Origin of the sequence: Pseudosporangium ferrugineum (assembly GCF_003002065.1) — a bacterium.
GTDB lineage: Bacteria > Actinomycetota > Actinomycetes > Mycobacteriales > Micromonosporaceae > Actinoplanes > Actinoplanes ferrugineus_A.
Genome location: NZ_PVZG01000016.1, coordinates 183,592 through 197,711 on the forward strand (window position 1 = coordinate 183,592; position 14,120 = coordinate 197,711).

Here is a 14,120-nt window from a genome sequence, read left to right on the forward strand (position 1 = left end):
CGCCGGGCCCGGGGCGTTCACTCCGGGCCCGGCATGGTGTGGACCGCTGTCCCGGGGCGAGACTGGGCGGCATGGCGGAAGCGTTGCCGGGACACCGGTTCCGGGCGGTCCTGCGGCCGGTGGGGCTGCCGGCCGCCGACCTCGCGCTCGCGGCGGTCTTCCTGGCCGCTCTGCTGACCGAGCGGTTCATGCTGGATCCGGTGCCCGCGCGGTATGCGGCGGCGGCCACCGCGGCGGGCACGGCGATGGCGGTGGCCCTCGCGCTGCGCCGGCGCCTGCCGTTCGGCGCTTTCCTGCTCAGTGGAGCCGCCCTGTGCGCCGAGGCGCTGACCACGCCGGCGAGCTGGCTGTCGCCGTACGCGAATCTCCTGGGCACCTTCTCGGTCGCGCTCTACGCCACCGCCCGCCGGGCACGGTGGGCTCTCGTGGTGCTGGCCGGCTGCACCGCCGTCTACTTCGCCGCCCGTGACGACGTCGTCCGGCTCACCCAGCCGACCGGGGTGCTGCTGGTGTGGCTGGCCCTCTGGTCGGCCGGATATGCCATGGCCCGCCGGCGTGAGGAGCAGCGGACGGCGCGGGAGCTCATCCAGGAGCGCGCGATGACCGACGAGCGGGCGCGGATCGCCCGGGAACTGCACGACCTGATCGGGCACACGGTCAACCTGATGCTCGTGCAGGCCGGGGCGGGGCGGCGGGTGCTCGACCACGACCCGGAGAGGGCCAAGGGCCTGCTGTCCGAGCTGGAACGGGCCGGCCGGGAGGCGCTGACCGAGCTCGACCGCGTGCTGGGTCTCCTGCGCGATGAGGATGGGGCCGGTGCATGGTCCACCGAGGCGTACGGGCTCGAGCTGTTGCCCGGCCTCGCGGAGCGGATGGCGCAGGCGGGGCTGCGGGTCACGGTCCGCAACGAGGTCCCGCCGGGCGGCCTGCCCCACAGCCTCGACCTGACCGCCTACCGGATCGTCCAGGAGGGTCTCACCAACGTGCTGAAGCATGCCGACGCCCGCACCGCCCGGGTGTCGCTGCGGCTCGACGACGGGTGGCTCGGCATCACGGTCGAGGACAACGGACGCGGGCCCGCCGGGAGCTACCGGCCCGGGCGCGGCCTGCTCGGCATCCGCGAGCGCGCCGCGCTCTTCGGCGGCACCGTCACCCATGGCCCCGGCAGGGACCCGGCCGGGACCGGCGGCTTCACGATGCGCTGCCGGCTCCGTGCCACGCCGGTTCCCGTGCCGGCGAGACCCTCGGAGAGCTCGCGATGACCGTACGGGTGCTGCTGGCCGACGATGACGCGCTGCTGCGCGCCGGGGTCGGCGTCGTCCTCGGCACGGCCGGCGACATCGAGGTGGTGGGGGAAGCCGCGGACGGGCTGCAGGCGGTCACCCGCTGCCGGGAGCTGAGACCGGACGTCGCCGTCCTGGACGTCCGGATGCCGGGGATCGACGGCATCGAGGCGACCCGGCGGATCGTCGCGAGCGGGTTGCCCACCCGGGTGCTGGTGCTCACCACGTTCCACTATGACGAGTACGTGTGGGGAGCCCTGCGAGCGGGCGCCGGCGGATTCCTGCTCAAGCGGGCCACGCCCGAGCGGCTCATCGACGCGGTACGGGTCCTGGCGTCCGGCGACGCGCTGATCGACCCCGCGGTCACCCGGGAGCTGATCGGCGTCTTCGTCGCCCGGCAGTCCGGCAGCCGGGCGGCGCCGCCCGAGCCGGAGCGGCTCGGGCGGCTGACCGGGCGGGAACGCGAGGTGCTGCGCCTCGTCGCCGAGGGCTACTCCAACGCCGAGATCGCCGAGCTGCTCACGGTCGCCGAGTCGACCGTCAAGACCCACGTGAAGCGGATCATCACCAAGATCGACGCCCGGGACCGCGCGCAGGCGGTGGTGCTCGCGTACCGGGGCGGGCTGATGGACCATCCGTACCCCCACAGGGGGACGGCCGCTGACCTCGGCGGAGGGACGTGACCGGAACCGCCGGCACCTAGCGTTCGGCCATGACCATGCCGAAGCTCATCGCCCCGGTGCTGGTGGGACTCGTCCTGCTCGGCCTCGGCTACCTGGCCCTGCGGCCGCCGGAGCGCCTGACGGTCCCCGCCGGCGCGCGAGCCGGGTCGCTCACCATGCGGCCCTGCACGTACGAGACCGAGGCCGGCACCGTCGCGGCCGACTGCGGCACGCTCGTGGTGCCCGAGAACCGTCGCGACCCGGGATCGGCCCTGATCTCCCTGCCGGTGATCCGGGTCCGCGCCACCGGAGCGGCCACCGGCGCGCCGATCTTCCGTCTCAACGGCGGGCCGGGTGCCACGAACCTGAAATTCCCCCAGGCCGGCCGCCTGACCGCCGGCCATGACGTGGTGCTGGTCGGCTATCGCGGCGTCGACGGCTCCCGCCGGCTGGACTGCCCCGAGGTCACCCGCGCGCTGTCGGCCTCCGCCGACCTGGCCGGCACGGCGTCCCTGCGGGCCGGCACCCGGGCCTTCGCCGCCTGTGCGCGCCGCCTCAGCGCCGACACCGACCTCACCGGCTACTCGATCCCCCAGCGCGCCGACGACCTCGAAGCGGCCCGGACGGCCCTCGGCTACCCGCTCATCAACCTGCTCAGCACCAGCGCGGGCACCCGGACCGCGATGGTCTACTCCTGGCGCTATCCGCGGTCGCTGCACCGCTCGGCGATGATCTCGGTGAACCCGCCCGGTCACTTCGTCTGGGACCCGCGGATCACCGACCGCCAGCTGGGCCGCTACGCCGAGCTGTGCCGGGCCGACGCGCGCTGCGCCGCCCGCACCACCGACCTTGCCGCCACGATGCGCAGAACCGCCGCCGGCGTCCCCGGGCGCTGGGGTCCCCTGCGCATCAAGGAGGGCAACGTCCGGATCGGCGGCATGTACGGCCTGTTCACGAACGGCCCCGGCTCGGCACCGCTCAACGCCCCCACGGTGATCGACGCCTATCTGAGCGGGGACCCCGCCGCCCTGTGGGCGCTGTCCGTCCTGGGCGACCTGGTGATCCCCGGCTCCTTCGTCTGGGGCGAGTTCGCCTCGTTCGGCATGATCGACGCACCGGCCGCGGAGCGCTACTACGCCGCCGGCGGCGATCCCGGATCGGTTCTCGGCAACGCGGCAACCGACCTGCTGTGGGGCGGCCCCGGCGGCTTCTACCAGGCGTGGCCGGACAGCCCCGACAACGCCGAATACCGCACCCTGCGCCGGAGCGACGCCGAGACCCTGCTGATCGGCGGGACGCTGGACTTCTCCACGCCTGCCGAACTCGCCACCCGCGAATACCTGCCGACGCTGTCCCGCGGGCATCAGGTGGTCCTGCCCGAACTCGGCCATACCGGCGACTTCTGGGAGCACCGACCGGACGCCGGGAAACGCCTCCTCGCCACGTTCTTCGACTCGGGCACCGTGGACGCGACGGGGTTCGACACCAGGCCGGTCGCCTTCCGTCCGTCGATCAGCCTCTCGGCCATCGGCCACTACCTGCTCGGAATCACCGTGGGCGGCGCCCTGCTCACGCTGCTCGGCCTCGGGGCGATGGCGCGCCACGTCCGCCGCCGCGGCGGCTTCCGCCCCCGGACGGGAATGTGGCTGCGCCTGCTGACCCCGATCCCGCTGGGCATCGGCGGCTGGCTCCTGGCCGTGCTCCTGGTCTGGACCGTACGCCCCCAGACGTTCATCGGCGGCGCAACCGTGGCTGTCCCGTCCATCGGCCTGGCCGTCGGCCTGAGCGCCTACGCGGCCTGGACCCGCCGCCGGCCTCCACACTGGACCGTCCGGGCGGCGCCGGTCCTGACCATGGCTGCGGCGATCCTCGGCGCCGCCCTGGGATTCCAGGCGGCGCCCTCCCTGGCCGCCCTTCTCACCACCGCGGTCGGAGCGGCAGCCGCGGCCAACCTGGCCCTCCTGACCCTCCGCTGAGCCGGGGGGAACCCCGGCGCTCAGCTCTCCGAGTGGAAGACGTGCCTGCCCGGCCCGACCCGGAATCTGGCGTAGCCGCCGCTCATGCCCTCGAAACGTGCGCCGGTGGCGGTGACGGCCTGCCGGTTCCGGGCCGGGACGTAGATCGTGGCGGTCGCGCCCGACGGGACGGTGGCCCGGAGGGTGAACCGCCCGCCCGCGCGGGTCCACTGCGAGCTCACCGTGCCGAGCGGCGAGTCGACCCGCGCCCCGGCGGTGCGCAGGTCGCCGACCGGGTGGGGCTTGATGGTGATGGCGGTGTAGCCCGGCGCCGCCGGTTCGATGCCTGCGACCCGCTGATAGAGCCAGTCGTCGACCGTGCCGAGGAAGGCGTGGTCGTGCGAGCGGGAGGTGGCGTTCCACTCCTCCCACATGGTGGTGGCGCCGAGGGCCTCGAACCAGTAGCCCCAGCCGGGGTAGGTCGGGTTCGTGGCGATGCGGTAGGCGAGGTCGGCGCGGCCCGCGTCGGTGAGGACCGGCAGGATGATCTTGGTGCCGAGGGCGCCGGTGTTGAGGTGGGCGCCGCGCTGGTCGATGTCGGCGACCAGGTTGGCGAGGACCGCGCGGCGGTCGGCCTCGGGGACGAGGCCGAGGCTCAGCGGGAGCAGGTTGGACGTCTGGCGGTAGCCGGCCGCCCGGTCGTCGAAGTAGGCGCCGGCCGCGCGGTCGAGGAACGTCGCGTTGAAGGCCGTGGCGAGCCGGGCGGCGAATGCCTCGAAGTGGTCGGCGTCGGCGCCGTGGTTCAGGGCACGGGCCATCTGCGCCAGTTTCGTGGCGGTCAGATAGAGGTACGCCGTACCGGAGAGCCGCGTGCCCTCGGGAGCGAACGCGAAGCCGGGTGCCAGCCAGTCGCCGTAGCTGAAACCGGTGTAGATGTCGCCGGTCGCCGCGACGGTGCGTTCGTAGAAGCCGAGCCACGCCTTCATGCCGTCGTAGTTCTCGGCGACGGCCCGCTTGTTGCCGTAATACCAGTAGAGGTCCCAGGTGACCAGGACGAAGCTCGCCGCCCAGATGGGGTCCTTCACCGCCTTGCCCGATTCCGTCGTCGGCACGGTAACGCCGATCGATCCGTCCGCGTTCTGGTCGTCGCGGTGGGAACGCATCCAGTTCTCGTAGAAGGTTTCCATGTCGAAACCGGCGATGGCCGAGTCGGCGAACAGGTGGCCGTCCGCGGTGTACGGCCGTTTCTCGTACATCGGGGTGTCGGTCGGGATCGAATGCAGGTTGTTCAGGATCGTGTTCTTCTGCGCGTCGTGGTAGCGGTTCAGCAGGTCGCTGGAGCTGGTGAAGCCCCCGGTTTCGGCGACGGCCGTGTGGACGCGGAAACCGTCCACGGATTCCAGGGTCACTCCGGGCGGGGTGTCGATCTGGGCGTAGCGGAACCCGGCGTAGCTGTAGCTGGGCTGATAGGTTTCCGCGCCGCCGCCCTTCAGGGTGTAGGAGTAGACCTGAAGCTGCATTCCGTACGCCCCGGAGTTGTCGACCGTGCCGTCGGGGCGCAGTTTCTCGCCGTACGTGATCCTGACCGTGGTCCCGGCCGGGCCGCGGACGCCGATCCGGGCCCACCCGGCCGTCGGGCTGCCGAAGTCGTAGACGTGGCGGCCGGCGGCCGGTTCGGTGGTGGCGGCCACCTCGAGGCGGTCCGTCGCCTTGATCGGCGGGAAGGCCTGGGAGCGCAGGGTTCCGCCGGGCGCGCTGACCGCGACGGCGGGCCGCCAGCCGGGGCGCGTGAAGCCGGGCCGGTCCCATCCGGGCTGTTCCAGGCGGGCGTCGTACGTTTCGCCGAACCACAGCGACTCCGAGCGGGTCGGGCCGTCGGCCACGGTCCAGCCCTCGTCGCTGACCACTTTCCGGGTGGTCCCGTCCGTGTACGTGATGTCGAGTTCGAGTTTCAGCTTCGGCTCGCCCCACCAGCCGGAGTTCTTCCACTCGTCCGGGTTCGTCATCGAGTGGTAGCCGCGCCCGAGGCTCACCCCCACCGCGTTGCCGCCGCGGCGCAGGGAACTCGTCACGTCGTACGTGCTGTAAAGAACGGTTTTGCTGTAGACGGTGAAGCCGGGGTCGAGTTCGTGGTCGCCGATTCTGCGGCCGTTGACGGAGAGCTTGTTGTAGCCGAGGCCGGCGATGTAGGCGCGCGCCGAGGCGACCGGCCGCGTGAGCGCGAATTCGGTGCGGAGCAGCGTTTCCGGCGGCGGCGGGGCGGAGACGGAATTGCCCCACGGGCCGGACCCGTACGCGGCGGCCACCCGGGCGGCGGGCCAGTTCGCGTCGTCGAAGTCCGGCCGTGCCCAGCCGTCCGCGGCGGTGTCCGAGGCCTTCCACTGCCCGTCGGTCACGACGTCGAGCGGCGCGGCCGAATGGTCCACCCGCAAGGTGGCCAGGAGCCCGGCCGGCCCGGGATTCGCGTTGACCGCCTCGACGGCGATGACGTTCCGCCCGGGACGCAACGCGGACGAGATGTCGATGATCGAGGCCGTCCGCCACGCATCGGCCACGGCCGGCGAGCGCGACATCTCCGTGCCGTTCACCGAGAGCGTGAAAGCGTCGTCGGCGGTCAGCTGCATCTCCGCCGCGCTGATCCGCCCCTCCGCCGGCAATGCGAACGTACGCCGGAAGTAGCGGGTAGCGGCCGGCGCGGAGGCCGCCGGATCACCTTCGGGATACCAGATCCAGGACGCGTTCCCGAAGGACACCTGAGGCGCGTTGCGGCGCGCACCGATCCAGCTCCCGCCGAACTCGTCCCGGTGCAGGAAGGCGGTCTCGAACCAGGCGGGACTGCTCCAGCCGGACGCCCGCGCGGAGCCGGCCCAGACCCGGACCCGCCAGTAGTAACGGGTTCGGGACTCGAGCGCGGGCCCGGCGTACTCGATGTCGAAGGACCGGGACGAGGTGACCCGGCCGCTGTCCCAGACCTTCCCCGCACCGGAGGCGGACTTCGACACCACGACCTCGTACGCCGATTGCCGGCCGGTGGAAAGGATCCACGCGAGGCGGGGTCGGGCGACATCCACGCCCAGCGGCGCCGCCTGCTTCTCGACGGTCAGCCCGCCGACCCGCGGCTCGCCGAACGTCGCCGCCTCCGCGGGAGCGGCGCCGGCCAATAACAGCAGCGCCACGATCGCAGCCACCCTCGATGCGCGCTTCGCCATGCCGCCGCTCCTCACCGATGAATCGTTTCAGCCCCGTCCGAGCAACCCTAGAGACCTGCATCACAGCCGTCAATAAAAGGGGCCGGACGTTCCACGCCTGGTGACCATCGGCTGCTGACAGCCGCACGCACGAGGGGTCACTCCGTACGGGGTGACCCCTCGTCGTGTTCGCTCAGCGACCGCAGCTCGGCGACCACCTGCTCGGGTTCGGCGAGGCAGCGCCAGACCGGGATCCGCCGCACCTCGGCGGCACCGGCGATGATGTCGAGACGGGTGAGGGTCCGGCGCAGGGCCCGCCCGTCCGGCTCGCCCTCCGGGTCGTCGATCAGCACCGCCAGGTCCCTCTTGCCGCCGGTCACCGTGAGATCGACCGGGTAGCCCGGCAGCGGCGTACCCCATTCCACCGTCAGCCCGGCGGCACGGAGCCCGGGGACCAGCCGGTCGACCGGGCGCGGGCCCGGGTCGACGCCCGCGGCCTCGCGGACGACGGGCACCGCGAGGACGGCGAGCAGTCCGCGCTGCCCGGACCACCACGATCGGTCCCCGACGACGATCAGCTGGGAGCGGGCCCGGGTGATGGCGACGTTCCAGAGGTTCGTCTGGTCGGCGAGCCAGCCGCGGGTCCGGTCGGAGATGCCGTGCGCCCCGACCGGCGAGACCACCATGATGTCCTTCTCGCTGCCCTGGAACTTGTGGATGGTTGCGCACACGAGCTCCCCGCCGACGTCGGCGGCGCGCAGGGCGCGGTCCAGGACCCGCTGCTGCTCGGCGAGGGGCGTCACCACACCGATGGACGCGTACGGGTACTCCTCGCGCAACCGCCGCACCTCCGTGACCACCGCCTCCGCCTCGGCGTCGTTGCACCCCGACCCGGTGATTCCCCGGCGGAAGCCGCCCGGCACGTGCACCCACCGGGTGGCCGGTTCGGCCCGGGCGGCCAGCCGGGCCGGGTCGGTCAGCACGCTCTGTCCGGCCGCCGTCGCGGTCGCGAGCACCGCCGTGACCAGCTGGCTCTTGCCCGTGCCGGGCGGGCCCTGGGCGACGGTCAGCGGCCGGCTCATCGCCGCCCGGATGATCTCCTCCTGGGCCTCGTTGACCGGGCTCAGAGCGACCGGCGAGATCTCGGCGTCCGGCTCGTCCGCGGCCCGGTCCGCCAGGGTGCCCAACGCGGTCGACGCGATCTTCCCGGCGTTCTTGACGATGTCGCGCAGATCCTCGATCAGCTGCCGTTCCGGGGACTCCGCGTTGCCCGCGGCGAACAGCATCCCGGCGTTCTGCACGCCGTTGACCGGTCCCGCCTGGACCGACCCGACCAGCGCGGCAGGGTCCAGCGTCGAGACGGGCTTCAGGCCGAAGGTGGCGGCCACCATGTCGACCGCCCCGGCGAGCGAACCCTGATCACCCGGCACGATCCGTTCGGCGACTTCCTGCCGCAGTTGGTCCGCCTCGGCCTGGGAGAGCTGGAAGTGGTCGATCAGGGCCGGGCTGGGCTGCGGCGGCGCCGGATGGGCCAGCCCGTCCTCGCCGACGGTCAGGTCGCAGACGAGCAGGGGCGCGAGGCGTACCTGTCGGCTCTTCTGCGGCAGCGCCACGACCGGGTAGCCGTACTGCAACGACCGGCCCTCGGCGGTCGCGAACGCGGCGAGCCGCCGGCCGGGCCTCGCAGCGGAATCGCCTCGACGGCCGAGAAGACGACCTCCGGTCCGGCCGGCGCCGCGAGGTAGGTGCTTTTGATCGCCGGGTTCACGAAGAACTGCAGGACCGCGGAGCGTTGCAGGCATTCGACGTAGTACGTCAGCAGCCGGCGCCAGCGGTCCGTGTCGAACGGCGCATCGTCCGGTTCCTCGCCCCGTACGCCCGCGGGCCGCGACGCGTGGCCGGCCGCCCCCGCCGCCACCAGCCGGATCGGCTCGGTGACGCCCTCGCTCGACTCGACCGGCTTGTCCTGGCGGCGGCGCGACATCTCGCTCATCGCGTACCGGGAAAGGTCGCCGGCGGTTGTCCAGCCGTCCTCGGCGGTCGCCTGGGCGGCCCCGCGCAGACCCGTGAGCAGCACCTCGGTGAAGAGGGACGGACGGTCCGGGCCCTGGGCCTTCGCCGCCTTGAGGTGACTGCTGGACTGCAACAGGAACGTGCCCCGCTCGCGCCGAACCCGGCGAGGTTCCTGCCGTACGCCGCCGGTGAACCGGTGCCGGGCGGTGAAAGCGCCGGAGAAGCAGCAGTCGAGGAAGACCACCTTCTGGTCGGCGCTCGTCGTGTTGAGCAGGTGCCGGAGGACGCCCTCGACGTCGAACGCGGAAGCGTGCAGGGACTGCGTGTCGGTGTCGACGGTCCCGAGGAACAGCGATTGGCCGTCCGCGTGCTGGATGCCGTGGCCGGAGTAGTAGAACAGGGCCAGGTCACCGCGGCGCCGTGCGCCGTAGAAGTCCTCGACGATCCGCCGCATGTGGGCGACGGGCAGATCGAGGTGGGCGGTCACGTCGTCGAAGTCGCCGTCCGTGTCGAGCACGGTCCTCAGCTGGTCGACGTCCTGCCGTACGCCCGGCAGCGCCGCGAGCCGGGGATCGGCGCGGTAGGTCGCCGTGCCGAGCACCAGGGCGTACCGGCCCATCAGCGGGAACGCTCGATCGCATCCCGGACGACGGCGATCAGCTCGGAGGTCTGCGTGCGGCCGCCGCCGGCCGGCTCACCTCGCCGGCGTCGCGCAGGTCCTCCGCGAGTTCCTCGGTGAGCTGGTCGAGGACGAAATCGTCGTCCTCGGGAAGCGGGGTGAAGCTGACCTCGACGACGATCCCGGACACCCACGCCTCCCGTTGATTCCACGCAAAAGCGTTGGCAACGCTACGGATAGTGAAAGGCAGAGCTTGTGGGTCAGTCGGGTTTCCGACCGATTCTCCACGGCCGGGGGCGTTCAACATCCGCTCAACGGCGGCGCAACGCCGGCTGCGGAGTCTGGACGGGTCAGTTCGACACCCTTTCGCAAAAGGAGATCGGCGCATGTCCACGATCAAGCTCAACTCCCTGCACTGCGAGAAGCTGCAGGACTCCATCTCGGAGGACGAGATCGAGGTTCGCATCAACGGCCTCAAGGTCGCCGGGCCCTTCGGGGTGCACAAGGACGAGACCGTGCAGCTCGGCGGGATCTCCCGGTCGTTCACCGGCACCGTGAACGTGCAGCTCGTCGAGAAGGACGCCAACAGCGCGACCGACAGCCTCGGCACCCGGACCGTCGGGAGCCACCCGGTGACCGGCAACACGCTGGTGTTCGACGCGCTCAAGCACGCGTACTACACGGTGAACTACACGGTCAGCTGAGCGGGGGACAGCTTCTCGCGTACGGCATGGGCCTCGGGGTGACCGAGGCCCATCAGAATGCCCAGCGCCCGCCGCCACGCCCGGTGGGCGGCGGCGGTGTCGCCGGCGGCGGCGTGGGCGTCACCGAGCCGGGCGTAGGTGGCGCCCTGCCGGTAGCGGTCGCCGAGCTCGTCGAAGAGGCCGGCGGCCGCGCGGAAGTAGCCGCCGGCCTCGAGGTGGCGGCCCAGGCGGTGGTAGGCGTAGCCGAGACTGTCCAAAGTGTTCGCGGTGCCGTGCCGGTCGGCGAGTTCCTCGTGCAGGGCAAGGGATTCGGCGCAGTAGGTGAGGGCCCGCTGCGGCTCGCCGAGGTGGGCGTAGTGCCAGCCGATCGCGTTGAGGGCGACGGCCTCGCCGGGGCGGTTCCCCGTGATCCGGTACAGGGCAAGGGCTTCGCGGTCGTGCGGCAGCGCCTCCCGGTGCCGGCCCTGGCGGGCGCGGACCCGGGCCAGGCTGCGCTCGGTGTCGGCCTGGCCCCGCGCGCATCGCAGGACGCGGAAGAGCTCCAGCGCCCGCCTCAGATGCCGGTCCGCCTCCTCGTGGCGGCGCGGCCACACGTACGCCAGGGCCACCTCGCGATGGGCGTGGGCCTGCGCCCGTACGTCGTTCAGCCGCCCGGCCGCCGCCAACGCCGCCGTGTGCACGGCGAGCCGGTCCTGCCAGTGCCCGGCCCGGTCGAGGAACGTGGTGAGGCCCCACGCCAGCCGGCACACGTACGGGTCGAGGCCGGCGTCCGCGGCGCAGTCGACGGCCGCCCGCAGCCCGGTGTGCTGGGCGGCGAACCAGGCGTGCGCGGCGCCGTGGTCGTCGAACGACTCGGGGACCACGCCGGGCATCGGGGCGCCCGGCGCGATCGGGTCGCGGTTCGGGGCCAGCAGGCGGTCGGCGTTCGCCGCGGTGTGCGCGTAGTGGTCGAGGATCCGGCGTACGGCGGTGGCCTGTTCGTCGCCCGCGATGCGCTCGGCCGCGAAGAGGCGTACCAGGTCGTGCATCCGGTAGCGGCCCGCGGACGGCGTCTGGACGAGGTGGCCGGCGACCAGCTCGCGCAGGAGGTTCGCGGCCCGGGCGACGGGCAGGGCGGCCAGGCTGGCCACGGCGGGCAGGGCCAGGTCCGGTCCCGGGCACAGCCCCATCAGGCCGAAGAGCCGCGCCGCGCCGGGGGTCAGCGCCCGGTGGGACACCGACAGGACCGCCCGTACGCTCACCGCCACCTCCCCGCCGTCGAGCGCGTCCAGGCGGGAGGCCGCATCGCGCAGCTCGTCGGCCAGGGCGGCCAGCGGCAGCTCCGGCGACGAAGCCGCACGGGCGGCCACGATGCTCAACGCCAGCGGCAGGCCCGCGCACCAGCGCAGCAGGGCGGCCGTCGCTTCGGGTTCGGCCGCCGTCCGGTCCGCACCGACCCGGTCGGCGAGCAGCTGCCGGGACTCCGCGCCGGTCAGCACGTCGAGCGTCAGCGGGCGTGCCCCGTACGCGCTGATCAGCCCGATCAGCCGGCACCGGCTCGTGACCAGCACCACGCACGGCGCCGCGCCGGGAAGGAGCGGGACGACCTGCCCGGCGTCGCGGGCGTTGTCGACGACGATCAGCATGCGCCGGGCGGCGATCAGGCTCCGGTACAGCCCGACGCGACCGTCCAGTTCGGCCGGCATGCCGGACTCGGTGACCCCGAGGGCCTCGAGGAACCCGCGCACCGCGGCGGCGGCGGTCACCGGTTCGCCGGCCGGGTCGAAGCCGCGCAGATTGACGTAGAGCTGCCCGTCGGGGAACCGGGCGGCGTTGTCGTGGGCCCAGCGCAGGGCCAGCCACGTCTTGCCGATGCCGCCGGCGCCCGCGATCGCGGAGATCACCACCGTGGCCGCCGGGGCGTCCAGGGCCGCGTCGAGCTCGGCGAGCGCGGCGGACCGCCCGGTGAAGCGCGACGGCGGGGCCGGCAGTTGGCGCGGCACCGGCGTGGCGGCGGTCGCGGTCGCCTCCAGGGCCGGGTGGCCGGCGAGAACCTGCTGGTGGAGCGCCTGCAACGCCGTACCCGGATCGACGCCGAGGTTGTCCCGCAGCAGCCGCCGCGTGCGCTGATAGGCCGCCAGCGCGTCAGCCCGCCGGCCGCACCGGTAGTGGGCGAGCATGATCTGCGCGGCGAGGCGTTCGTCCAGCGGATGCGCGTCGGCGAAGGCCAGGATGTCCGGCAGCAGCCGGCCGTGCCGCCCGGCCCGCAGGCCGGCGTCGTTGCGATCGAGCGTCGCGGCCCGCCACTGGTCCAGCAGTCCCTCCCGTACGGCGTTGAGCCACGGAGTGTCCGCCACCCCGAACGGCTCCCCCCGCCACAGCCCCAGCGCCCGGTCGAACAGGTCAACGGCGGTGTCGTCGTCCCCGGCGGCCCGCGCCCGGGCGAGCAACGACCCGAACCGGTGCAGATCCACCGCCTCCGGGTCGACGGTCAGCGCGTAGCCGTCCGGCCGCCGGACGATGGCGACCTCGGTCACCGGGGCGAGCGCCCTGCGCAACCGGCACAGGTACGTCCGCAGCACCCCGCGGGCACCGTCCGGCGGCCGGTCGCCCCACACCCGCTCCAGCACCCGGTCGGCCGGCACCGCCCGGTTGGCGTCGGCCAGCAGCACGGCGAGCACGCACCGCTGCCGGCCGTGCCCCAGCTCGAGACGCTCGCCGTCCACGACCGCTTCCACCTCGCCCAGCAGGCGGAACTCCACCGCCATCCGGCCTCCGTCCGACACCGCCGGCACCCCCGGGCCGGCAAGCACCCAGTGTGGGCGGCGGCCCCGCCGGAACCACGGCTGTGTCGGCGACCGGACCGCACCGGGGCGCGGGGCCGGGCTGCGGGGCGCCACACTGGTAGCCATGCGGATCACCGACGCGGACGCGGCACTCGCCTGGCTGACCGGGCGCGGCGTCACGCGGCTCGGTCCCGGCCGGTGGGTGGAGGCCGGCCCGGATGCGCCCGTACGCGGCGACGACGAGCTCGCCCACGAGTGGACGGGCGCCGCCCTCGCCGACGAGCGGCTGGAGCCGGCGCACCGGCTGCGGATCGGGTTGGGGCTGCTCGATCTGCTGGACGCGTACTGGGTGACGGCGGAGCTGGGCTGGTTCGTCACCGAGCGGGCCGACCCGGCCATCACGGCGGCGCTGTGGGCGGGCTACCGGCGCCGGCTGGAAGCCGTGGAGGGTCATCCGCAGGTCACGTACTCGCTGTGGGTCGACTGGTTCGAGGATGCGGGCACCGCGGAGGCGGCGTTCGCGGCGGTTCTCGGCGACGACGTCCGCCGCCTGCGGGCCGGGGGACGTCTGGCCGAGCTGGCGGCGGGCCCGCTGCACCGCCGGGCCGCCCGGGTCCTGGAGTGTTCCGGGCCGGTGCGCTGGTCCGTGAAGCACGACGTCTACGAGGCCGCCGCCACGGTGGCCGAGCTGCACCCGGCCCTGTTCCGGGCGCTGCTGGCCGGGCTCGACGACGTCTACGGCCACCTGGAACCGGCGCCGGCCCTGGCGCTGCTGGACACGCTGGTGCTGCCGCCGGGCACCGAGCACGTCGCACGCCTGCGCAAGGGCCTGCGCTGACCGGGACTTTGGTCCTTCACAGTCGGTGAGTTCGGCCCGAGCGGATCACCACCCCATCAGCGACCGTTGAGGAGTCAAAGAAAAAGTCACCCG

At 73.4% G+C, this 14,120-nt stretch carries 8 protein-coding genes and 1 pseudogene; 5 read left to right on the forward strand and 4 right to left on the reverse strand.

Annotated elements, in window-relative coordinates; translation table 11 throughout:
* Positions 1-71: 71 nt before the first annotated feature.
* The 3 genes from CLV70_RS29345 to CLV70_RS29355 are packed head-to-tail and all read left to right on the forward strand — an operon-like array spanning position 72 to position 3,921.
* Positions 72-1,262 carry a sensor histidine kinase gene (locus CLV70_RS29345; protein ID WP_106129845.1) on the forward strand — a complete coding sequence of 397 codons (1,191 nt, stop codon included), beginning with the start codon at positions 72-74 and terminating at the stop codon, positions 1,260-1,262.
* The gene (locus CLV70_RS29350) at positions 1,259-1,966 is read left to right on the forward strand and encodes a response regulator (protein WP_106129846.1); all 708 of its coding nucleotides are present in this window, start codon (positions 1,259-1,261) and stop codon (positions 1,964-1,966) included. Before CLV70_RS29345 ends, CLV70_RS29350 begins: the two co-directional genes overlap by 4 nt.
* Before the next feature lie 29 nt (positions 1,967-1,995).
* On the forward strand, positions 1,996-3,921 hold the full coding sequence (locus CLV70_RS29355; RefSeq protein WP_106129847.1) for an alpha/beta hydrolase: 1,926 nt from the start codon (positions 1,996-1,998) through the stop codon (positions 3,919-3,921).
* A gap of 20 nt (positions 3,922-3,941) precedes the next feature.
* Here the strand turns inward: CLV70_RS29355 and CLV70_RS29360 are convergent, their stop codons facing one another.
* From CLV70_RS29360 to CLV70_RS39860, 3 genes and pseudogenes are all read right to left on the reverse strand, one after another.
* Positions 3,942-7,109 (reverse strand): family 78 glycoside hydrolase catalytic domain, encoded by a 3,168-nt coding sequence (locus tag CLV70_RS29360; RefSeq protein WP_106129848.1) that lies wholly within the window; start codon positions 7,107-7,109, stop codon positions 3,942-3,944.
* Between the two features lie 137 nt (positions 7,110-7,246).
* Positions 7,247-9,720 (reverse strand): annotated as a pseudogene (locus CLV70_RS42150) (AAA domain-containing protein).
* 37 nt (positions 9,721-9,757) lie between these two features.
* Entirely contained in the window at positions 9,758-9,910 is a 153-nt protein-coding gene (locus CLV70_RS39860; RefSeq protein WP_158277848.1) for a hypothetical protein, read from the reverse strand.
* Positions 9,911-10,106: 196 nt separating this feature from the next.
* On the opposite strand from CLV70_RS39860, the gene CLV70_RS29370 reads away from it, so the two are divergent.
* Positions 10,107-10,424, forward strand: coding sequence for a hypothetical protein (locus tag CLV70_RS29370; protein WP_106129849.1), 318 nt, complete (start codon positions 10,107-10,109; stop codon positions 10,422-10,424).
* Here CLV70_RS29370 and CLV70_RS29375 read toward each other — a convergent pair.
* Positions 10,409-13,171, reverse strand: a complete 2,763-nt coding sequence (locus CLV70_RS29375) for an AfsR/SARP family transcriptional regulator (protein ID WP_106129850.1) — start codon at positions 13,169-13,171, stop codon at positions 10,409-10,411. The two genes, CLV70_RS29370 and CLV70_RS29375, sit on opposite strands and share 16 nt — an antisense overlap.
* Before the next feature lie 142 nt (positions 13,172-13,313).
* On the opposite strand from CLV70_RS29375, the gene CLV70_RS39865 reads away from it, so the two are divergent.
* Positions 13,314-14,027: a hypothetical protein gene (locus CLV70_RS39865; RefSeq protein WP_158277849.1), complete on the forward strand. Its 714-nt coding sequence runs from the start codon at positions 13,314-13,316 to the stop codon at positions 14,025-14,027.
* Positions 14,028-14,120 lie beyond the last annotated feature (93 nt).

Bases quoted from the DNA above. Each gene is read 5' to 3' on its own strand.
- CLV70_RS29345 (WP_106129845.1), top strand. From the start codon at position 72: ATGGCGGAAGCGTTGCCGGGACACCGGTTCCGGGCGGTCCTGCGGCCG.
- CLV70_RS29350 (WP_106129846.1), top strand. From the start codon at position 1,259: ATGACCGTACGGGTGCTGCTGGCCGACGATGACGCGCTGCTGCGCGCC.
- CLV70_RS29355 (WP_106129847.1), top strand. From the start codon at position 1,996: ATGACCATGCCGAAGCTCATCGCCCCGGTGCTGGTGGGACTCGTCCTG.
- CLV70_RS29360 (WP_106129848.1), bottom strand. From the start codon at position 7,109: ATGGCGAAGCGCGCATCGAGGGTGGCTGCGATCGTGGCGCTGCTGTTA.
- CLV70_RS29370 (WP_106129849.1), top strand. From the start codon at position 10,107: ATGTCCACGATCAAGCTCAACTCCCTGCACTGCGAGAAGCTGCAGGAC.
- CLV70_RS29375 (WP_106129850.1), bottom strand. From the start codon at position 13,171: ATGGCGGTGGAGTTCCGCCTGCTGGGCGAGGTGGAAGCGGTCGTGGAC.
- CLV70_RS39865 (WP_158277849.1), top strand. From the start codon at position 13,314: ATGCGGATCACCGACGCGGACGCGGCACTCGCCTGGCTGACCGGGCGC.